The sequence below is a fragment of the Segatella baroniae B14 genome, assembly GCF_022024235.1.
GTDB classification, from domain to species: Bacteria; Bacteroidota; Bacteroidia; order Bacteroidales; family Bacteroidaceae; genus Prevotella; species Prevotella bryantii.
Genome location: NZ_CP091800.1, coordinates 602,918 through 623,329 on the forward strand (window position 1 = coordinate 602,918; position 20,412 = coordinate 623,329).

19 protein-coding genes and 1 pseudogene are annotated in these 20,412 nt (G+C 42.0%); 10 read left to right on the forward strand and 10 right to left on the reverse strand.

Annotated elements, in window-relative coordinates:
* Nucleotides 1-376: 376 nt before the first annotated feature.
* The 9 genes from L6469_RS12545 to L6469_RS12585 all read right to left on the reverse strand — a co-directional run bounded on the left by L6469_RS12545 (nt 377) and on the right by L6469_RS12585 (nt 11,922).
* Complete coding sequence (locus L6469_RS12545) at nt 377-3,475, reverse strand: AAA family ATPase (RefSeq protein ID WP_006281941.1); 3,099 nt, start codon at nt 3,473-3,475, stop codon at nt 377-379.
* On the reverse strand, nt 3,465-4,688 hold the full coding sequence (locus L6469_RS12550; RefSeq protein ID WP_006281940.1) for a metallophosphoesterase family protein: 1,224 nt from the start codon (nt 4,686-4,688) through the stop codon (nt 3,465-3,467). The genes L6469_RS12545 and L6469_RS12550 overlap by 11 nt, the downstream gene beginning before the upstream one ends.
* 53 nt (nt 4,689-4,741) lie before the next feature.
* On the reverse strand, nt 4,742-5,644 hold the full coding sequence (locus L6469_RS12555) for an Abi family protein (RefSeq protein WP_039870063.1): 903 nt from the start codon (nt 5,642-5,644) through the stop codon (nt 4,742-4,744).
* Between the two features lie 834 nt (nt 5,645-6,478).
* On the reverse strand, nt 6,479-8,359 hold the full coding sequence (locus L6469_RS12560) for a carbohydrate-binding domain-containing protein (RefSeq protein ID WP_081456320.1): 1,881 nt from the start codon (nt 8,357-8,359) through the stop codon (nt 6,479-6,481).
* Complete coding sequence (locus L6469_RS12565; RefSeq protein ID WP_143067226.1) at nt 8,356-8,772, reverse strand: hypothetical protein; 417 nt, start codon at nt 8,770-8,772, stop codon at nt 8,356-8,358. Before L6469_RS12565 ends, L6469_RS12560 begins: the two co-directional genes overlap by 4 nt.
* A gap of 149 nt (nt 8,773-8,921) precedes the next feature.
* Nucleotides 8,922-9,143 carry a hypothetical protein gene (locus tag L6469_RS12570; RefSeq protein ID WP_006281937.1) on the reverse strand — a complete coding sequence of 74 codons (222 nt, stop codon included), beginning with the start codon at nt 9,141-9,143 and terminating at the stop codon, nt 8,922-8,924.
* Nucleotides 9,144-9,145: 2 nt separating this feature from the next.
* Entirely contained in the window at nt 9,146-10,324 is a 1,179-nt protein-coding gene (locus tag L6469_RS12575; protein WP_006281936.1) for an NAD(P)H-dependent oxidoreductase, read from the reverse strand.
* Nucleotides 10,325-10,352: 28 nt separating this feature from the next.
* Nucleotides 10,353-11,177 (reverse strand): MerR family transcriptional regulator, encoded by an 825-nt coding sequence (locus L6469_RS12580; protein WP_006281935.1) that lies wholly within the window; start codon nt 11,175-11,177, stop codon nt 10,353-10,355.
* 421 nt (nt 11,178-11,598) lie between these two features.
* Nucleotides 11,599-11,922: a hypothetical protein gene (locus L6469_RS12585; protein WP_143067227.1), complete on the reverse strand. Its 324-nt coding sequence runs from the start codon at nt 11,920-11,922 to the stop codon at nt 11,599-11,601.
* Nucleotides 11,923-12,234: 312 nt separating this feature from the next.
* On the opposite strand from L6469_RS12585, the gene L6469_RS12590 reads away from it, so the two are divergent.
* The 3 genes and pseudogenes from L6469_RS12590 (at nt 12,235) to L6469_RS12600 (ending at nt 13,013) form a co-directional block, all read left to right on the forward strand.
* Nucleotides 12,235-12,450 (forward strand): DUF3791 domain-containing protein, encoded by a 216-nt coding sequence (locus L6469_RS12590; protein ID WP_027454057.1) that lies wholly within the window; start codon nt 12,235-12,237, stop codon nt 12,448-12,450.
* Nucleotides 12,447-12,789, forward strand: a pseudogene (locus L6469_RS12595) (DUF3990 domain-containing protein). Before L6469_RS12590 ends, L6469_RS12595 begins: the two are co-directional and overlap by 4 nt.
* A 2-nt stretch (nt 12,790-12,791) precedes the next feature.
* Nucleotides 12,792-13,013 (forward strand): DUF3791 domain-containing protein, encoded by a 222-nt coding sequence (locus L6469_RS12600; RefSeq protein WP_027454058.1) that lies wholly within the window; start codon nt 12,792-12,794, stop codon nt 13,011-13,013.
* A gap of 42 nt (nt 13,014-13,055) precedes the next feature.
* Here L6469_RS12600 and L6469_RS12605 read toward each other — a convergent pair whose 3' ends face one another.
* Entirely contained in the window at nt 13,056-13,280 is a 225-nt protein-coding gene (locus tag L6469_RS12605) for a hypothetical protein (protein WP_074803347.1), read from the reverse strand.
* Between the two features lie 1,048 nt (nt 13,281-14,328).
* On the opposite strand from L6469_RS12605, the gene L6469_RS12610 reads away from it, so the two are divergent.
* The 7 genes from L6469_RS12610 to L6469_RS12640 all read left to right on the forward strand — a co-directional run bounded on the left by L6469_RS12610 (nt 14,329) and on the right by L6469_RS12640 (nt 20,393).
* Nucleotides 14,329-14,532: a helix-turn-helix transcriptional regulator gene (locus tag L6469_RS12610; RefSeq protein ID WP_074549051.1), complete on the forward strand. Its 204-nt coding sequence runs from the start codon at nt 14,329-14,331 to the stop codon at nt 14,530-14,532.
* An 18-nt stretch (nt 14,533-14,550) separates the two neighbouring features.
* A complete protein-coding gene (locus L6469_RS12615; RefSeq protein WP_074803349.1) occupies nt 14,551-16,407 on the forward strand; it encodes a type I restriction-modification system subunit M in 1,857 nt (618 codons plus the stop codon).
* Between the two features lie 3 nt (nt 16,408-16,410).
* A complete protein-coding gene (locus L6469_RS12620) occupies nt 16,411-16,647 on the forward strand; it encodes a hypothetical protein (RefSeq protein WP_074803352.1) in 237 nt (78 codons plus the stop codon).
* Nucleotides 16,644-17,786, forward strand: coding sequence for a restriction endonuclease subunit S (locus L6469_RS12625; RefSeq protein ID WP_074803355.1), 1,143 nt, complete (start codon nt 16,644-16,646; stop codon nt 17,784-17,786). The genes L6469_RS12620 and L6469_RS12625 overlap by 4 nt, the downstream gene beginning before the upstream one ends.
* A 13-nt stretch (nt 17,787-17,799) precedes the next feature.
* The gene (locus L6469_RS12630; RefSeq protein WP_074803358.1) at nt 17,800-18,198 is read left to right on the forward strand and encodes a hypothetical protein; all 399 of its coding nucleotides are present in this window, start codon (nt 17,800-17,802) and stop codon (nt 18,196-18,198) included.
* Between the two features lie 150 nt (nt 18,199-18,348).
* Nucleotides 18,349-19,716: an AAA family ATPase gene (locus tag L6469_RS12635; protein ID WP_074803361.1), complete on the forward strand. Its 1,368-nt coding sequence runs from the start codon at nt 18,349-18,351 to the stop codon at nt 19,714-19,716.
* A 2-nt stretch (nt 19,717-19,718) separates the two neighbouring features.
* Entirely contained in the window at nt 19,719-20,393 is a 675-nt protein-coding gene (locus L6469_RS12640; protein WP_074803364.1) for a hypothetical protein, read from the forward strand.
* Nucleotides 20,394-20,412: the final 19 nt, after the last annotated feature.

Genomic DNA, 20,412 nt, shown 5'->3' on the forward strand with positions numbered 1-20,412 from the left:
CGAGCGTAGATGACAGAAAAGCATGTGTCAAGTGAATTTTTGGCGCATGCTTTTCTCCTTTTTGACGCATTTTGAAGGAAAAACGACTTGACATGAGGCGTTATTTTATATATATTTGTGATTGAAAGATAGCAATATTTGATGTTTTTAATAGACATATATTTTTGCATACAGACATATAAAATGGCTTAAAGCTATTCGCATCAGACTCTAAATTTCAAGAAGTAGTTAGTTGATTTAAGTGTTAAAAAGATTGTCAGGTAGAAAAGACAGTAGCTCGTACGAGCTCTGTCTTTTTCTTGTTCATAGCAGTTAACCGTTTTTTTTTTCTTGTTTTTTAATCCCTTTTCGATAAACCGTAGCCTTTTCTTTTCGATTACGTCGTCGAAATAAAGCTACGCCCTTCACCTTTCTTGCGAACTTCTATTTTCACAGGTATACGGTCGTAAAGCTCTTCACGGTGTGAGATAATACCGACACGGCGATGGTTTTGTCCTGCTATATCCTGTAGTTTTTCGAGCGTTTCCATAACACTGTCCAGACTCTTTTCGTCGAGCGTTCCAAAACCTTCATCGATAAAGAGAATATTCACATTCATATCTGGTCGATTCAGACTAGATAGAGCCAGGGAGAGTGATAAAGAAATCATAAACCGTTCACCTCCCGACAAGACGGTAGCACTTCTTACCTGATTCTTGTTATACCGGTCGAGAACCAAAATACTCAGTTGCTCGTTTTCCTCGCTGCAGGTTAATTCATATCGGTCAGTAATTTGGCGCAGATATACATTCGCATTATTGAGCAATGGGCGAAGGATATATGACTGTACCAATGTACGGAATTTTGTTCCACCGAAATATTTATTGATGATATCCCATTTTTTCAATCGTTTTTCAGCCTGTTGCATTTCTTGCGTAATCAGAGCAAGTCTTTCCCGATTTTCCTGATTCTTCTGTAGCGCCGTCTGAATACCTCCCATCTGTTCTGCCCGTTTCTGAATAGACGCAGACATATCATCACGCTGTTTTACAAGAGTAGACATATCCAGCCCTTGATATTCATTCTTCAGGATATCATTTACGGTGCGTACTCTTTCTGCATGCGATTTCACCAGAGCATAGAATTTTGTCCACACATTGATCATATCCTCAGTACCATACGATTTCGGTTCCAGGCCATCCGTATTCCAGTCAGCATATAGTATCGTTACGTCTTGTTGCGTTTTCAGTATTTGCTCCATGCAAAGTTGCAGTTGGTAAGATCTCGCGCGAGCGCGATCCAAATTCCCTTTTTTGTCGCCATACTCCTTGGCATCAGCTTTCAGGCGAAGCGTCGTTTCGTCTATCTGTGTCTGCCAGTCAGCATACCAACGATCCAGATGCGTATGCAGTTGCGTATCGAGCACTTCTACATCGTGTGTTATCGTTTCGATCTGCTGTTTCATATTTTTCAGCATCTCCAGATGTCGTGTAAGGGCAGTGACACATTCCCCCTGTTGAGCAATCGCTTTTTGATAGCCAACATCGAGCGGTTTTTTGTCCTCCTGGATTTGATCAATCTGCTTTCTTAACGATTCCACCTGTTTTTGTTGCTGCTTCAGCTCTTCCATCTTTCGATCCATTGCCGTTATCACAGATGGAATTTCGTCAGCCAGCGATTTTCCTTCAAGTGCACAAGACCGTGCGAGAGCTTTTATTTTTTCTTCCGTCGTTTTATTCGCCTGGTCAGCCTTATCGGCTGCAGTCTGCCATGTTTGCAATTCGCCATTTTGCCGGTCGTATACACCCTTTTCCCGAAGATATAGATCGTGCGCATACGACAAAGCCTGTTGAGCTGCTGCCTGATGCTGTTGCAGTGGACTGAGTATTTCGCTAAAATCAGTATCCATGAGATGGTCTGTCAGCGGTTGACCGCACAGCGGACACGTATCCGCATGTTCATCGTGCAATCTTTTTCGCAGTTCCATGATTTTATCGTCCATACTCATTTTCATGGTTTGCAGCAGCGTCTGAGCTTTTTTGTTATTCTCATCCGCAAGTGTATAATCCGTGTACGCTTGCTTCAACTTCTCTTTTTGCTTATCTATCTGTAGCTGTGCCTCATGCATACGAAGTTTCAGCTGCTGTGCTTCGGCACGGTCTTCCTGTAATCTATGGAGTAAGGTCTGCAACTGCTGGAGTGCTTCTTTGCGTTGATGAAGCGCATCCATCTGCTGTACGATCTCTTCAGGATGAAGAGCAGAGAGTTTCCCTTTCAGCTGATCGATAAGCTCTTGTAGCGCTTCCACTTTCTGTTTTGACGTTTTTAAATCCGAATCAGCCACATTTTTGGTACGTTCAAGAAGTGTCGTCTTTTTATTTTCAGCCTCCAGACCTTCTGCCAGTCGTCTGCCATCGTCTTTCTTTTTGCGCCATTGTTTTAGTCGTTCCGAGATCAGGTCTACCTGCGAATATACCCCTTCACGCTCTTCATGGTTTTTCAACCAGGTTTGAAGTTCTTGTATATATGAATCCGCTATTTGCAACTGTTGTTGGCGATACAGGATATCAGCAGAAAGTATTTTGAAATGGAGTCGGTATTCCGTCAACTGCTTATTCAGCTGCTCTTTTTCATCCTTTGCCGCCAGATAATTTTTCAGTACAGTAATTTGTCCTTCTAACTGTTGACGCTTTTCCGCCTCCGCTTTCTGCTGTTCAGTAAGTAGCTTCAGTTGATCGTTCAACTGCTTCACCTCATCCTCCGCCATGGTATGTTCTTTCTCGGCTTTCAGTTTCACCTCTACCGTTTTTCGGTTCGCTTTAGCCTGGTCATAAAGATTCTTGATGGCTTCACCATATTTCGAGAAATGTGCAGTATCCGTCAACTGTTCGAGTATAGTCTCACGCTCCGTCTTATCACCCGTGAGGAAAGCAGCAAACTGTCCTTGTGCCAGCATCGCCATCTGACCAAACTGTTTAAAGTTTAGACCGATAGCCGTCAGAATCGGTTCACCTGTGTTTTTATCGACATTCACCCAATCCTCAGAACCCATTTTCGCCTCCCATTTAGGCGTATTATGTTTCAGATGCCGTTGTCCATCGGCATCCGTTCTACCCAAATAAATGCCGAGTGTAAGGCGAGCGCGACATTCCAGCCCCTCATTACTCTCAAAGACCACCTCACTGTAACATTCATCTTTAGGCGAGATACCCAGACGCGTATACTGCTCAATACTATTCACACTGATATTTTCGCCATCCGTATTCGTATAGTTATTCTTGCTTCGATTCTTTACCCCCGCCAATCTTGGTGTATTTTTATAAAGCGCCATCGAGATACCATCGAGAATAGCCGATTTTCCGGCACCGGTATTTCCGGCAATCAGAAATGTACGAGCTTGTTCGCCTATGATAGGGTCTACCAGATCGTGTTCAAAATCAATATCCGCACGTTCGATAGATGCAATATTTCGTAAATGGAGTTGTTTAATTTTCATCTTTTCGTTTCATTTCCAATTTTACTTCTTCGAAAGCTTCACGCAGTTCTTCCAGGTCAAGGCCGGGATAGTTATCGATGGTTTGTGCGATAAAATGCATCGGATCTTTCATCTGTTGCAGTTCAGCGATTTCTATCTTAGGCCGGTTCGAATCACCCTCTTGCGCTGTAGGTTTCCCTATCCATATCAGTTTCGGATTATATCGTATCTCATCGTGATAGGCATCAATCACATCATATACCATTTGGTTAAAATTGGAAGGTAAAGCCACCTGATAATCCATTTTCAATCGAATATATCCCGACCGGTGGGTCTCAGCCCATTGCTTGATGTCGGCTATAGCGGCTTCTGCATCGGTGTAGCAGTCTTGGTCTTCGGGTAATATATAGAAGTGGCGAAGCTGGTCTATTCGCAATTGCTTGATATGTACTAGGCCACCGTGCTTATCGATATCTACCAGACTCACCGTATGCGGGTAAGATTCATCACAACTTACATGAAGTGCGCTGCCGCTATAGCGAACCACCGGGGCAGGGTAGGTAACCTCTTCCGTCATAGCATCCTCCTGATGCCCGATCGTTTGTGGCTTATGGATATGGCCCAAGGCCAGATAATCATAGCCTTCGCCCAACTGGTCTATTGACAGCGTTTTAAGCGTACCGATTTCAAAATCATGCCCTTTCAGATCCAGTCCAGCTACCGCAGTATGAGCCATCATCACCACCGGTAGATGCGCTATATTGTCAGTTTCAACGCAATGAAGCAAGTGTTGCCATTGCTCCTGTCTGTCACCAGCCATATATGGCAACGCCACCACATATCCAGTAGGCAGTTTTATGATATACTTCTGTTCCCACCCTTCTTGCGCATCGTAGGCAGGAGAATTTCCGATTAATACCGTCTGAGCCATATCCCAGATTACATGGTCAGCCTGAATGCGCGAAGCAGAATCATGATTACCAGCCGTCATGATAATTTTCATAGACGGACAGGAACGGTGTATTTCGGCGAAATACTGATTAAAGCAAGCTTTGGTTGCAGCAGAAGGCTGTTGAATATCAAATAGGTCGCCACTGACCACCAAAGCATCTGGCTGATATTGCAGACACCACTTTTTCAGCTGTTTGAAGTAATGATCGTGCTCATCTCTTCGTTCATAATTCTGATAGATAATTTGGCCCAAATGAATATCGGCCGTATGTAGTATTCTCATATGGATAATAGTCGTATCTTCCTTTAACGTCTGTTTTTAATTATTGCATCTATTTACCTCCATAATGGTTCCGTTTCCCATCCCTGCGGAAAGCCGAGAGCTTTTAAGTCAATTTCGGGAAACCGAATGAACAACCATGTTAGTTTGGATTGCATATCATTATTGGGGGATATAACATTAAGAAAGTACTTGATGATGCAAAGATCAAAGTAAGCACGCATGGAATCTGTTGGCTGCGTTATCCATTCTCCTGCGGGACTATTGGGAATTGCTGGCTGAATAGCATTCTGCTTGTTCCATACTCTTGAATGATGACCACAGGCATTTCGAGTAACAGCAATAACCGTGAGCCATGACTCAAACACATTGATAGGCAACCCAAAACGTTTGGCAATACGCTTGCGTATGCGATTTTGTTTAATGTTGCGATAAATGGCATTGACGTTTCCAATAGTAAGCAGTTCTCCTAAAATCCACGATGGTGGGTAAGGTTCTGAGTAGGTTCGTTTGAAATGGAGAATGAACTCCTCCTTGGATTTGCTATATTCCTTGGATATAGCTCGCATTGTTTCATTAAACTTTGAACTATCCAAGAAATAAGAAGAGTCAGTAAGCCAGAAAGGATTGCCTGTCATATCTGCTGTTATTTGCATCACCGCACGTCTGATAGCAATTTCAATCTTTTCTATTTCATTGAACATGAGCAGTCTCAGTTTCTTGTCAAAGCGATAAAGCATCATCACCTTTTTGAATGTTGAACCTTCCTTATACAAATGTGCTGTTTTGGGCATCTTCAACAAAGGATACATATAAGCAGACAATCTGTAATAACCAATGTTGTCAAGGTATTGTATGGCTTTGTTTCTATCACAAATTTGTAAACCTCGAGATTCAAGCAAATTAATGAGATTTTCAGAAGATTCAAACCGTTTTGTAAAGGGGATAAGATTCGCCATGTTCAAATGTGTATAAACAAAAAACGCCTCGCACGATTTGAGCATTGTTAAGAGGCTTGGCGAGGACTGACGCTGTAAAGATACGAATAATCATTGATAACACAAACTTTTTAGCAGAAAAATCACGCAAAAGTAGAATTCTTTGACATATTTATTTTTAATAATGTTAAATCGGACCTTGAAATCATACTTTACCAACCAAAGTGGTTTTCAAGGTAAAAGTATTATCTTTGTAACGTCTATACCCATACCGAAAGCCCCGATGGGCAGAGGTTGGGCAGACATACATATGGTAGCTTTTTTTATTTTCCCAAAAATATGATGCTTATAAACAGTAATATGGTGCAATTCTTGTACAAATCGTAGAAATATAGTAACTTTGCACATTGAGTAATGAATAGAAGAATTACACGTTAATATTTTAGTATATAATTTAAGTAAATGAACCTCATACTCCGTGAGGACTATCAGGTTCAGCAGCCAATTAATGATCAATGATTACCTTGAAATGACATCATAGACTCCTGCTTTAGCTGGGGTCTTTTTTCATAAATAGCTTTTTTTTCTCGTATTTTGCTTACATTTTTATAAAATACAAACGGCAATAATTACATATTGTAAGTTATGTAATATTTCTTGTATCATTTTGCTTGTTTATGTTGCAATATCTTGGCAATTTGTTTAACTTTGCATTTGTAAAAAAGCAATTAGACATACTTTAGTAAATAGAACTAACACAAACACTTCTTTTATTTATATTTGACTTTCAACGAGAGAGAAAAAAAAATTCTGAGTTACTTGATGGCGTAATGCCATAAGTACTCAGAATATTTATTACCATCCTTTTGGGCCTCTACCGGTATTACCGCCAAAACCACTCTGACCGTTACTGCTATAGGTGGAAAGGGATACGGTAGAACCGCCAGAAACCGATGCATCGAGTACTCCTGTACCGCCAAATATTTCAGTACCGCCAGATACGGTTACACCCGACTTGAGGGTTGGGGTAGAGGAGGCCGATACAACCATCGTAGTACCACCACTAGAAGGAGTCTTAAAGGCGAAAGTTGTAGAACCATAAGTCATGGCATACCAAGTGTTCTTGCTCCATGAAGAAGTAGAGTAACAACTCTGACTCAAACTGGCACCCGACTCAAGTCCGCCGATAGCAACAAGGGTACCACCAGTAAGATATACTTTCTTTTGCGACTCAGAGTTGGCATCGACAGCCAGTTCTGGAGAAGAACTACCGTTGGCAAAGATTAGTCCGCCCTTAATATACAGATTACCATTAGCGTCTATACCGTCATTATTGGTAGAGCGTGCATAGACATATCCCCCATTAAACGTCATATCTTGCGATGAATTGATACCATCATCATAAGAATTGACAGTAACATAACCACCATTTACCTCTATGGTATTCTTGCTCTCGATACCCTCAGCATTATAGCCGGACGTGGTAACATTGATGGTGCCACCACTGATAACGATTCCACCGGTAGAGGTATCACTGTCACCGGCCTTGATACCCTTGGCAGCACAGTAATAATCAGAACTGATATTATCCGTATTACCCGTATAAGCCTTGTTTTCAGTAGTACCATTATTATAATAGAGCGCACCGGTGGTAGTGACATCTACAGTACCGCCAGTGGTCGTGAAGATACCATCACACTTGATACCGCGACCGCCGGAACCCGTTGCTTTCATCGTAACAGTGCCGCTGGTTATCGTAATATCGCCATCAGCATTCAGACAAGATGTACCTTTGGCTTCGTTATCGTCACTGTCCCATGAACCACAGGCAGAAGAATTCACTGTAATCGTTCCGCCATTGATATAAGCATTACCGCTATCCTCATCTTCATGATCTGTCGTCTCACCAGAAGAAGTATCCCCATCAAGATCTACCTGAATGCCATCATCATTCGGATTATTGATATGAAGAGAACCACTCTCCATAAGGAAATACTGGGCACAGTTGATACCATCGCCGCCAGCAGCACCAAGAACATTTATCGTTGCATTTTTCAAAGAGAAGTATTCGCCCGTCTTAATGGCATGTTTCAGATTACCCGTTACATTAAGCGTACCCTTCTGTTTAAACTCCGCATGCCCCTTAATATAAAGAGCACCCTTCTGCGAACCGCTGGCTGCATCGACAAGTGTATTTTCGGTACCCGTAATCACCTTCACGTTGATACGCTTACCATTCTGAATATGAACAGCTGCACCGGAATATACGGGGGTAACATTGGTAAGCGTAATACCATCGAGTTCGATAGTAGCTTTATAACTGCCCTCCATATAAAACTCGCCGTCGGTAGATGTACCGGTAAGATTATAGGTGATTTCACCCACATTATCGTCAACCTCCTCACTCTGAACCAGTTTGACATGGGCGCCGCTTATCGTAGGAACAATATATTTGGCAATATTTCCTGACACCTTGACCGAAGCCGAAGAACCAGAATAAGACACCTGAACCGTATTATCTGTCACTTCACTGTCGTCTACATAAATACGACTGACATCAGCCAGCGTAAATGACTTGTCGACAATCGTAAGTGTACTACCATCGGTATAATTCATTTCACCAGCCTGAGTTGCCGGAAACATATAGGTGGTATTGCCGACGACTACATGAAGAGTCTGGGCTGAAAGATTTAATACCAGCAAAAGCAGGGATATAACGCATATTATTCTTTTCATTGTACAGCAACTTGAATAGATTTCTTGTTCGACTTGATAACATAAATTCCTTTGGTGAGAGCTTTCATCGCCTCTGTCTGCGATGCAAATTGACCGACATGAATACCGTTCATGGTATACACATCTACTTTCTGTGACTCCGTATCCGAGCTAATGTCGCTGATACCCGTAGATGAATTGGAAAAATACATCTTGACTAAGTCAGCAAGTTGAAACGATTTTGTTTCTTCTGCATTCGTGACAGAGAGCGTAGACCCTGACACTGTCATGGATAAAGATGTGACTGACATGGTGGTAGAATTACCATTTTGGGTTAAAAAGGTTAGAAACGGAAACGTTGTTTCAGCCTTAGTGTTTTGGAAAAAGGTTAACATCAGAATACATGCACTGACGACCTTACTGAATTTTTTCATAAGCGTATTTGTTATGTTAGATTGTACATTTCCCTCATGATAGGTAAGTTATCTCATGACACAACAAAATTACAATAAGCCCTTTGAGGTTACAATTATTTTCAGCAAAAGCTAAGTTTTCTTCAATAAACGCTCTGATTATTTGGATGTTACCAAATTGAAACTCTTACTATTTTGCCATCTTGTGGACAGCGTTGACAAAGGATGACAAGTGGCACTTCTACGGCTATGCGTATCTCCTTGCCTGTTTCCCAAGGAGTGAACGTTTGATAATCCAAACCTATCACTTCGTTGTCAGGAAACAGCGGCTTGTAGTGCTCACTTTCTGTTGCACTACCGCCTTTGCCGTGTATGTATATTACTGCGTTCATTTTTAATTATACGGTTTATCATCCAGCGGACGAGTACATCCCCAACTCTTGGCGAAGTCTTCAAAGCCCTTATTGACCTTCTTCAGGAATAGCAGGCTCACCATCTTACGTACCAGCCAAGGGTATTGCTCTGGGCCTGTGAACTTCTTTGCTTCTGGGATGAGGAAGTTGCCGTTCTGCGCAAACAGCCGTCCCATCTTTTCGTAAGGAGCAACAATCTTGGCTTTTACAGCATCCTCTCTGGTTCGGATGCCAAAACTACCGCCATGAATCAGCGTGCCGCCATAGCTGCAACCGAATTGTGCGGGCAGCTCTTGCAAGATACGCTCACAGAAACGGAACTCATTACCTTCTTCCATGCCTCCATGAAGGAGGAAAGACAACAGGGCAGGCTGCTTGCGCTCTGATGGCAGCGTTTCAAGAAATTCCAGCATCATACTGGGCATGCACTCCACATAGAGCGGGAAAGCAATGAGTATGTGCTTGTTTGTAAGGAAGGCTTCACGTGCTGTTTCCCATTCCTTGCGGCTGGATAGATTGTGAAGTTCCCAAGTGCTGCCTGCTTCTTCCAACCCTTTGACAAACGAATGAATAATCTTGTCCGTATTGCTGAACTTTGCCACACGTGGACTGCCGTTGATGATGAAGACATGCTTTGCTCGGCCAGTAATGACAGGCATTGCTTCCCTTTCACCAACGGATTGTTTCGCATTAATGCCGAGAGCTATAGCGCCAAGTGAATGTCCACCTATTTTTGCTGCCGTACGCTTGCACCAATCTTCCATTATCGCCTGATCGGCATCGCCTTTGTATAGGAGTCCGATGTTGAGTGGATGGTAACGCTCCTCATGACGCATCCTGCCATCGCGTAAAACTATTGTCATGTTCATCATGGGCATAATACGATCCATCAGCCGCTTGCCTTTATAATCCAGAAATCCGAAACGCGTATCGGATACGATCCACAGGTTTTCTGTCTCTACCAGTTTCTTGATAATCTCTTCGTAATCGTCTTTTATGGCACAGATGCCAGGCATCTTCAGCCAGCATTGGTTACAGCCCATGCAATGCGCAATCTTCATGCCCGAGGTATCGACGATCTCAATCTCTTTATCTTTAATCAGAGCCTTTATCTGCTCTGTATAGTCATTACCTAATGTGTTTAATACTAATGTTTTCATTTATCATTGAAATTAAAAAAGTCATTTATTATTCGATTGGTATCTGAATGACAGAGAGCCATTTCTCTGGGTCGTCTTGGTTCCAGGCACCATCGATGTAACAGATACGATGCTGGCCAGTTGCTTTATAACCATTTTCTTCCATATAGCGAAATAGCTCGGTGAAAGATTCGTAGAAATGTTCGTAAGGACCAACATGCTTCATACAGAGCACCTTGGGGATAGCAGGCAGACGTTTGAACTGGATGATGGAACTATCTGTACCCATTTCCTCAACTTGTTCGCAATACTCTATGTCGATATCGGTGGGGGTGTACTCCTTGTTGTGCTCCATAGTGAAGCAGTAACCTGGTGGCGGACACTTGCATCCTAAACGTTGCATTTCAGGACCAATCTTCTCGACACACATAGGGCTGATAGCGGCGTAGTTAGGAATTACTTCACGATGACTTGCCACGATGATTTCGGGCAGAGATTGAATACTAATCTTTTCCATTGTCTTCATTTCTTTGCGAACGTTCCTCCAGTCGAGCAGTTGGTTACGACGGGCAATCAGTAGTTTCAGCTCAGCCTCTGTTTCCTTTATTTTCTCAGTAAGCTGTCGGATGGTTGGAGTGTGAGAATATGAATCGCACAGGTCCTTAATCTCATCCAGCGAGAAACCGAGATGTTGTAGGTCACGTATGGTCTTAAGCCGTTGCATCTGGTCGATGCTGTAATAGCGATAGCCCGTCCACTCGTCCACCTCGTCAGGCACAAGTAGTCCCTTCTGCTCATAATGACGCAGGGTTTTAACTGTTACCTTCATCAACTGTGAGAACTCTCCGATTTTTAATTTCTTTTTTAAATTCATAATCGCGCGATGTATTTGCTAAGCGACTGCAAAGATAAGGCATGCCCTTAGGGACGAGTCAAGAGAAATGAATACTTAAACACGGATTTAACACATTTTTGCACTTTCTTTTACTCCCGGCCAGTAGCACCATGCGATAATGGCGGGAATGAGGGATGAGATACATTGTAGCCAGGTGAAATCATTGATACAGCTAATGCCTCCAGCCAGTAATAGATGGACGATGTAGGCTCCGTAAGCCCGAGCGGCACACCACTGCCAGAACTTACTGTTCCAATTGCCGTACTCACGAAACAGCCAGAGCAGTCCGAAACTAATGAATATGCAAAGTAACGACTCGTAGATGCCGAACCACTGAGCGACAAAGTCGTTTCATTCTTTGTTTCTAATTTCCAGTCTCAACACTCTAATTGGCCTATTCTCACCTTGATACTGATTCGCATCGATGCAGGTTCCACCTGTAGGGACGAAGCCACATTTCTCCATCAGGCATGATGGTGACCTGGCACTGATGCTGACAGATGAAGTCGTGACCTACTTCCTCGCTGACAATCAGATCCACTTCTGGGCGAAGGATGTAGGTAGGTGCAGCCCAACTTGTAATTGGGTTATTAACACCCCACTCGTAATAGTCGTCCTCACGCTGTGGCATTAGTTCAATAAACCGCTTCAAATGTCCACGAAGCTTTCTTGCTGCCATCATCAAGCACAGCCACGAATCACTCCCCGTTTCTCGCAGTAACATGGCGCAGATAAAGACCGCCATCAAAGGCCTATAATGAGGGCCTTACTCTTTACGATTTCCCTTATGAGAACCTAAGTTCAAGATAGAAGTGCATGCAGAAGAACTGATTATGACTTTATAGAATATGAAAGAAATGATAAAATAGGATTTGTTTCTACCCGTAGCCTTTCCCGCCTTTTTTTCTCCATATTATTATATCTTACAGACCGTCCATTGTGGCGGTCTTTTTGGGAGATAATACACAGAAATTCAAACTAAAAGGATGCTATATAGAAAAAGTTTTGTAACTTTGAACCCAAAAGTATATGAAGTATGAGAACGGAGCATTTAGACTTTATCACCTTCTGTGTTGGCAGCCTGTCGGATGCGCTTAATAAGAGTGCGTCGCAGGTGTATGGTGCGCTGCGGTCGTCGGGAGTACTGAACGACTATATTGTGCCCTGCTATGACGTGTTGCACACGTTCAGCAAGGACTATCTTGTAGAGGAATTGACTGAAGTGTTAAAAGAAAGGGGAGCGCTGGCATGAGACTCTATCACGCATCGACCTCGATAATTGAAAAGCCCGACGTGCTGCATTCACGCGACAAGTTGGACTTCGGAAAGGGGTTCTATCTGACAGCCATTGCTCGACTATGTGGCCATTTGCAGGAAGGGAGAGAAGCCGCAGCAGACGTATGATGCCGTGGCTGGCGGCGTAGCAAACGACAAGGTTTTTAATACCGTTGACCTCTATTTCGCGGGAGTCATTTCCAAGGACGAAGCGTTAGGCAGATTGAAATACGAGAAGCCGAACCACCAGTTGTGCATTCTGAACGGACTGATGCTTGACCGTCATCTTCATTTCATTAAAGCTGAAAGGATTTAACTATGGAAGCCAACAAGACGATACTTCAGATGAAATATGCAAGGATAGTGGCTATCTTTGCAAAGGAATCAGGCTTGTCGCTTGAGGATGCCTTGGCTTTCTTCTATGATTCTGACACGTATAAACTCATCAGTGAGGGTGTGGCCGACATGCATTGCCGCAGTGATGAGTATCTGGCTGACGAGTTGATGTTGGAATACAAGGAGCAGGTTTGCAGCCAGTAAACAAAAGAGCTTGAAAAGAACTGTCTTTTGAATATTATTGGGTTAGAGAATAGGATCAGTATTTAAACTTGACATTACATATACCGTTTCATTTCCTCGCCCTATTTTAACCTTTTCGATAGAGTTTGCAGAATACTTGTGGATATCGCTTTCAGTCGGTTTTGATGGTATTTCCAAAGGAATGCGGGCACGTCCTTTTGTCATGTCACAACCGTCTGCAATAAGAATGATACCAGCTTCAACGGAATGGATGGGATGAGTAGCCATGTGTCCGATGATGCCCTCTATTGCGATGGAACGGATGATAGTCCGCCTCAGGATATCACAGTCTTCAGGAAGGAGTTGCGTTATTAATGTGAATCCTGCATTTGTTATTTAATTGTAAGTAATCGTAGTATTATGTCTTAGCTTGTATGTTTTTAAATATAAATTTTATGCACTTAAAAAATAATTTATAGAAGGGAAATATGCAGGCACTCTGAAACTCTCACCTTCCCATAAAACTCAAATACTCTCTGCATTTTCCCAATAACAATATGTCGAGAGGGTTATCCTTCTTTCCGATTCCCTCGTGAGGGAGTAATGAGGGGGTAATGAGGGAGTAAATTTGTTCGCTGAACATTTATCTTTGGGAAAAAGAATTTCTCGCAAAGTACGCAAAGATATTAAAGAGTATGAAGCCTCTAAAAAATCTCTCCGTCTGTATCCAGAAAATAAGAGATATTCTTAAACTCTTCGCATCCTAAAACAGCTTTGCGTCTTTGCTCTCTTTGCGAGATAATTTACATCAACAGCTCTGTAGCTTGCTTATTCGTGACAGTTATGCAGGAGCAAGTATCTTTGTGAAAAAGAATTTCTCGCAAAGAGCGCAAAGACGCAAAGTCTGTAAGAATATGAAGTTTATCTGATCAATCCATATGTCTCTACAAAATAAGAGATATTTTTGAACTCTTCGCGCACTAAAAAAACTTTGCGTCTTTGCGCTCTTTGCGAGATAATTTACATCAACAGCTCTGTAGCTTGCTTATTCGTGACAGTTATGCAGGAGCAAGTATCTTTGGGAAAAAGAATTTCTCGCAAAGAGCGCAAAGACGCAAAGTCTGTAAATTGGGTAACAAAATAGTAACATTTCTGAAAACGATTTTAGATAATGCACCATATTGGTGATTGTGGGATGAATATAGTGAATTGCTTACACGCTTAGCCTCAATTGAACTAAAAAGCAAAGAAAATGGCTGCATTTTGTCATATTTTTGCTTATTCTTGCACGTTTTACATGAAAAATTAGTATTTTAGCTGCATTAAATTTTGTATAATGGCAAAAAAAGACCTCAACAGATTGAAAGTGGTGCTTGTTGAACAGCACAAAACAGCAAAATGGTTAGCAGAGCAAATGGGAAAAGACCCTGCAACTATTAGTAAGTGGTGTACCAACAAAGCACAGCCTTCATTAGAGACAATCAAAAAGATTGCAGAAATCCTACAGGTTAAAATGAGCGACCTTGTAAGCAATGAATAACCTTTATAATTGAAGCAAATGACTGAAAAGATAAATATTCGCAAACTGGAAGCTGACCTTTGGGAGTCGGCAGACTTGCTTCGTGCAGGGAGTAAACTGACATCGAGCCAATACTGTATGCCGGTATTGGCATTACTGTTTCTAAGATACGCCTATAGTCGCTTCAAGATGGTTGAAGCAGAATTGCTGAAGAATCGTCCAAGCCGTGGTGGTCGCGTAATGCCTGTTGAACCAAGTGACTTTGCGGCTAAAAGTGCGCTCTACCTTCCTCGTGAGGCTCAGTTTGACTATCTGGTAAATCTGTCGGATGACCAACCTTTGGGCGAAGCTGTCAATCGCGCTATGACTCTGGTCGAAGAACAAAGCGAACAGTTGACAGGTATTCTGCCTAAATCATACACTATGTTCAGCGATGAACTGTTGCGTGAACTCCTTCGTATCTTTAATAACAAGACACTCGACGAAATCGGTGGCGATGTTATAGGTCGTATTTATGAGTACTTCCTCAGCAAGTTTGCTAAGGCTGTAGCATCAGACGATGGCGTGTTCTTCACTCCTAAGTCTTTGGTAAAGATGCTCGTAAATGTACTGGAGCCAGAACAGGGTGTAATGCTTGATCCTGCTTGTGGCTCGGGAGGTATGTTCGTTCAAACTGGCGACTTTGTGAATGCTGGTGGTATGAATGCCAATACACAGATGACCTTCTACGGTCAGGAAAAGGTGGAATACAATGCCCAACTCTGTCTGATGAACATGGCAGTACACGGTTTGAATGGTAGGATTGTCTCTGGTGATGAGGCCAACTCTTTCTATCATGATGCACACAACCTTGCAGGAAAGTGTGACTACGTGATGGCGAATCCTCCATTCAATGTTGATAAAGTGAAAGCTGAGTCCGCATCTGCTGCTGGTCGTCTGCCATTCGGCTTGCCTGGTGTTAATGCTAAGACAAAAGAGATTAGTAATGCCAACTATCTCTGGATTTCATATTTCTATGCCTACCTCAACGACCATGGTCGTGCAGGATTCGTGATGGCATCATCGGCAACAGATAGTGCCAACAAGGATCGTGACATCCGTGAAAAACTTGTTTTAACAGGCGATGTGGATGTTATGGTAAGTGTGGGCAACAACTTTTTCTATACCCTCTCGCTCCCTTGCTCGCTGTGGTTCTTTGACAAGGCAAAGCGTTTAGAGAATAAGAATCGTGTACTTTTCATCGATGCCCGCAACTATTATACCGTTGTTGACCGTACTCTTAATGAGTGGTCAGAGTGGCAGTTGAAAAACCTGCAAGCTATTGTACACCTCTATCGTGGTGAGCAGGACAAGTATAAGGCACTTATCAATGAGTATTGGAATGCACTTAGCGAACATGCCGAAAGACATGATAGCGTAGCTTGGCAAGATCGTGACATGACTTTCGAGAAAGCCCTTGGTGTGCTCAACTCCGAGGAGGCGATGTACAAAAAATATATCAAAGACCAACAAGGTGCCCTCAAAAAGACAAAAGGGAAAAAGGAGAAGGATGAACTGAAAGCTATCATTGCCTCCAATGAGGCGGAACTTGCTGTTACTCTTGAAGCCAAGGATATGGTAAACGAAGCCATTTGGCTCACTTCAAAGTTCGGTCTTGAAGGCGAATATCAGGATGTGCTTGGTCTTTGCAAAATTGCAACCATCGATAAAATCAGTGAGAAGAACTATAGCCTTACCCCCGGTGCATACGTGGGTGTTGCCGAAGTCGAGGACGATGGCGTTGACTTCCATGAGCGTATGAATGAAATCCATACAGAACTCGCCTCTCTCAACAAAGAAGCCAACGTGCTGATGAGTGAGATCATGAAGGAATGGGAAACTCTTAACACGAAGTAAATCATGGCAAACGAGATAAAACCAATAATGTCAACCGAACGACAATTACAGAATATCTACGGACACAAAGGCTTTGATGTGAAAAGCTTGTATCGTCATATGCAGTTCGCAACCCTTTTTCCTGATTCTCAGTCTATGACTGAACTGCCTCCGCGCGATGTTCTCATGCAACAGATACAAAAGTCCCTTGAAGTTGCAAAAGCTAAATGGGGAAATGAAAGAAAGGAGGATGAGGTATGAGTGAGTTTTTGTTGAATGAAGTCTGTGAACTCATTGTTGATTGTCCTCATACAACAGCTAACGATGAAGGTAAAGGGTTCCCATTAGTTCGTACTCCCAACATTGGTAAGGGAAGACTGGTCTATGATGGAATGCATCGTGTTTGTGAGGATGTTTACAACAAAAGGAATGCCCGTGCCATTCCGCAAGAGAATGATTTAATCTTTGCCCGTGAGGCCACGGCTGGCAATGTCGCATTGATTCAAAAAGGAGAAAAGGTTTGTCTTGGGCAAAGGACTGTACTTATTAGGCCTAATCAAGAAAAGGTTAATCCAGCATTCCTAACCTATTTCCTTTTAGCCCCTAAACAGCAATATAATCTCTTGAGTACTGCAAATGGAGCAACAGTAGCTCATGTCAACCTTCCAACCATAAGAAACTTGAAGATTGACTTGCCAGAACTACCTACTCAGCACCGCATCGCCTCTATCCTTTCTCGCTACGACTCATTGATAGAGAACTATCAAAAGCAGATAAAGCTATTGGAGGAAGCAGCGCAGCGACTCTATAAGGAATGGTTCGTTGACCTCCACTTCCCCGGTCACGAAAACACCAAGATTGTTGATGGTGTGCCTGAGGGGTGGACTCCCTCTCAGTTGGGGCAGCTGGCTGAATTCAAGCGTGGAAAGACAATAACCAAGAAAGACGTTATTGACGGTGATATTCCAGTTGTTGCTGGTGGGCTTGAACCTGCATATTATTGCAATAAATCAAATACGGCTGAACGTGTAATCACCATAAGTGGTTCTGGCGCAAATGCAGGCTTTACAAGGATGTATTTCGAAAAAGTTTGGGCATCAGATTGTTCATTTGTTGATGCATCTGTAACTCCATTTTTGCATTTTGTATATTGTTACCTAAAAGACAATAAGACAACAATAGATAATATGCAGAAGGGAGCAGCACAGCCTCATGTATATGCAAAAGACATCAATTCGTTGGGTTTATGTATTCCCATCGAAAGCATTCTCAAATCTTTTGAGGGAAAGATCTCTAAGTATTTTGATTCAATATCTTCTCTCCAATCTCAAATCCGTCTCCTCATCGAAGCTCGCGACCGCTTGCTTCCCAAGTTGATGAGCGGAGAAATTGCGGTATAAAGAACTAATAGATATGAGTACTTACGAATTTATAACAATTACCATTGCAGTCCTCAGCATTATCGCCTCTGCGATATTGACCTTCTTTTCAATTAGGTCAAGCAATCAGTCTACCAAACTATTGACAAGAGTGATGCGAGAAAACAGTCGAATGACTAGCAGTGAACATCTTTCACTGTATCGAATAGAAGCATTTTACAATGCTGTGGCTATCAGAAATTTGGAGTTTGAAATCAAAGTTATTCAAGACAAATTACAAACAACTACTAATGACCATAAAGAATTGGAGATAAAGTTGAAACAATTGCAAATGAATCATCAATTCATGAAGATTCGAGAAATGCGACTTATTCAAAACGATTTTTCGCTTCAAAAAGAATTAAGTGAACTTCATAAAGAGGTAAAAGTATAGTTTCATTATGGCAAAAGACTATAGCGAGGATCAACTAATACAGAAATCAAGTTCGCCTCCTCACCGAAGCTCGCGACCGCTTGCTTCCAAAGCTGATGAGCGGCGAGATAGAAATATAAAAACGAATAATAACAAAAAAAAGATAAGGATATGCGTAGAGTTACTATTAACAATTTTCGCTGCTACGAGAGTAAATCGATAGATTTCCGTCGTGGCATAAATCTGCTTATCGGTGATAATTCCGTAGGTAAGACTTCTTTGCTACGAGCTTGCAACCTTGTCATGAATGCTTTCTTTTGCGGATACAGTGACGAGAACACAAAATGGAAAAGTGCCGAGGACGACGATTTCAGAGAAATCAAGAATGACGATGTGGCAACTGATGAATTGCCTATTAATATAGCATTCGAATTAGATGAAATAGATTGCCCTGAGATTACATTGGCAGATGGTTCTGTAAAACACCTCTATGACAATGAGCTTCTTTTAGGAGAATTTGGATATCCTGCATTATATATAGAGAAGAGATCTAAGAAGAATGCGCGTAATCTAGTCTCTGGACTACTCCCATTGAGAAATTATGCATCACTTCTTCAAAAGAATTCTCATTCCATTATTGACGGTACAGCTGTACAGCGAAATGCCTTACCACTATTTGCTTACTTCACTACAGAGGATATTCATACAATTCGAAAATTTGATAAAGAGAAAAGGTCTTTTAAAAAATATCCACAGAAACCTTCTTTTGGATACTTTGAAAACTTCGACTGTAAGGGATTGCTGGATTGCTGGCTTAAACGTCTGCTGGTGCTGAAAGAAGCTAAAAAGGGCGAACAGGAAATAGAATGTGTAAGGAAGGCTGTTGCTAGCGCATTGGGTCCTGATGGATGCAGTATTATAGAGGATATGGAGGTTAGAGATAACGACAATGAAGTTTACTTCATTTTCTGTGATGGCAGAGAGGTTCGCTCAGACCTTCTGTCTGATGGTTATCGCCGCCTCGTCAGCATTGTCATTGACCTTGCCTTTCGCTGTGCATTACTGAACAAAGTAATGTATGGTGACGAGGCATATAAACAGACTCACGGTACTGCTATCATTGACGAGATTGACGAGCATCTGCACCCTGCACTCCAAGTATGCATCCTAAAGGCTTTGCACAACACGTTCCCAAAGATTCAGTTTATTGTCAGTACTCATGCGCCATTGGTAATGTCATCTGTAGAAAATACTCCAGAGAACGTGGTGTATAAGTTGGAATACAAGGATGGCATATATAGTCACAAAGAACTTAATACTTACGGTTTGGATGCGTCTACCATCATGCAGGTCTATATGGACCAGCCCCCTCGCGATTTAGCTGTTGACAATGAAATAAAAAATATTGAATCATTGATTGATGCTGAAAAATACTCTGATGCCAGATCTGCATTAGAAAAAATGCAGGAGCGACCAGGAAGTGATGCAAATCCTGAACTGTCTAAAATTGACGCTACTCTATCTTTTTACGAAGACTGATTATGATACTTATTCAAAAGAAATCAGAACCCAAAAAGTGGCAGGAATATAGATGCACTCCTGGGGTTGATTATAACTCAATCCCGGAACTTGTTGATGCCCTTTTAGAAGAGCAAGGCTACATTTGTGCCTATTGTATGCGACGTATTCCTCACAAGGACAGACTATATAAGAAAGATGGTATAAACTATGTCCTTACAGATGAAGATCATCGAGTTGAACATATACAGAGTCGTGAAAATCATGACGATAAGAAATTGGATTATTCTAATATGGTGATTTGTTGCCCTGGTCATATTGGAAACGAGGAACATTGTGACCGACTGAAGGGTAGTAAGGATATTTCGTTTACTCCACTTGATGCAAATTTCATAGCAACGCTGTCTTATAAAATGGATGGGGAAATTGTTTCTTCAAACGAACAATATAATAAGGAAATCAACGATATTCTGAATCTCAACACCCCTATTCTTAAAGAGAATAGGAAGAACACTTGGGAAGCTGTAAAAAAAGAACTGATTGCACATAATGGAGGAAAGCCTTGGAACAAGGCTGTTCTTTCAAAGTATATTGAGAAATACAGTTCAAGGCATATAAAAGATGGAAAGTCAAGATTGATTCCGTATTGCGGCGTGGTATTGTTCTTTCTTCAAAAGAAACTGAAACAAATGGCATAAATCATTATTTTGGATAATT

What these genes read in the sequence shown, in the direction of transcription:
- L6469_RS12545 (WP_006281941.1), bottom strand. Translation starts at nt 3,475, where the DNA reads ATGAAAATTAAACAACTCCATTTACGAAATATTGCATCTATCGAACGT.
- L6469_RS12550 (WP_006281940.1), bottom strand. Translation starts at nt 4,688, where the DNA reads ATGAGAATACTACATACGGCCGATATTCATTTGGGCCAAATTATCTAT.
- L6469_RS12555 (WP_039870063.1), bottom strand. Translation starts at nt 5,644, where the DNA reads ATGGCGAATCTTATCCCCTTTACAAAACGGTTTGAATCTTCTGAAAAT.
- L6469_RS12560 (WP_081456320.1), bottom strand. Translation starts at nt 8,359, where the DNA reads ATGAAAAGAATAATATGCGTTATATCCCTGCTTTTGCTGGTATTAAAT.
- L6469_RS12565 (WP_143067226.1), bottom strand. Translation starts at nt 8,772, where the DNA reads ATGAAAAAATTCAGTAAGGTCGTCAGTGCATGTATTCTGATGTTAACC.
- L6469_RS12570 (WP_006281937.1), bottom strand. Translation starts at nt 9,143, where the DNA reads ATGAACGCAGTAATATACATACACGGCAAAGGCGGTAGTGCAACAGAA.
- L6469_RS12575 (WP_006281936.1), bottom strand. Translation starts at nt 10,324, where the DNA reads ATGAAAACATTAGTATTAAACACATTAGGTAATGACTATACAGAGCAG.
- L6469_RS12580 (WP_006281935.1), bottom strand. Translation starts at nt 11,177, where the DNA reads ATGAATTTAAAAAAGAAATTAAAAATCGGAGAGTTCTCACAGTTGATG.
- L6469_RS12585 (WP_143067227.1), bottom strand. Translation starts at nt 11,922, where the DNA reads ATGTTACTGCGAGAAACGGGGAGTGATTCGTGGCTGTGCTTGATGATG.
- L6469_RS12590 (WP_027454057.1), top strand. Translation starts at nt 12,235, where the DNA reads ATGAGAACGGAGCATTTAGACTTTATCACCTTCTGTGTTGGCAGCCTG.
- L6469_RS12600 (WP_027454058.1), top strand. Translation starts at nt 12,792, where the DNA reads ATGGAAGCCAACAAGACGATACTTCAGATGAAATATGCAAGGATAGTG.
- L6469_RS12605 (WP_074803347.1), bottom strand. Translation starts at nt 13,280, where the DNA reads ATGGCTACTCATCCCATCCATTCCGTTGAAGCTGGTATCATTCTTATT.
- L6469_RS12610 (WP_074549051.1), top strand. Translation starts at nt 14,329, where the DNA reads ATGGCAAAAAAAGACCTCAACAGATTGAAAGTGGTGCTTGTTGAACAG.
- L6469_RS12615 (WP_074803349.1), top strand. Translation starts at nt 14,551, where the DNA reads ATGACTGAAAAGATAAATATTCGCAAACTGGAAGCTGACCTTTGGGAG.
- L6469_RS12620 (WP_074803352.1), top strand. Translation starts at nt 16,411, where the DNA reads ATGGCAAACGAGATAAAACCAATAATGTCAACCGAACGACAATTACAG.
- L6469_RS12625 (WP_074803355.1), top strand. Translation starts at nt 16,644, where the DNA reads ATGAGTGAGTTTTTGTTGAATGAAGTCTGTGAACTCATTGTTGATTGT.
- L6469_RS12630 (WP_074803358.1), top strand. Translation starts at nt 17,800, where the DNA reads ATGAGTACTTACGAATTTATAACAATTACCATTGCAGTCCTCAGCATT.
- L6469_RS12635 (WP_074803361.1), top strand. Translation starts at nt 18,349, where the DNA reads ATGCGTAGAGTTACTATTAACAATTTTCGCTGCTACGAGAGTAAATCG.
- L6469_RS12640 (WP_074803364.1), top strand. Translation starts at nt 19,719, where the DNA reads ATGATACTTATTCAAAAGAAATCAGAACCCAAAAAGTGGCAGGAATAT.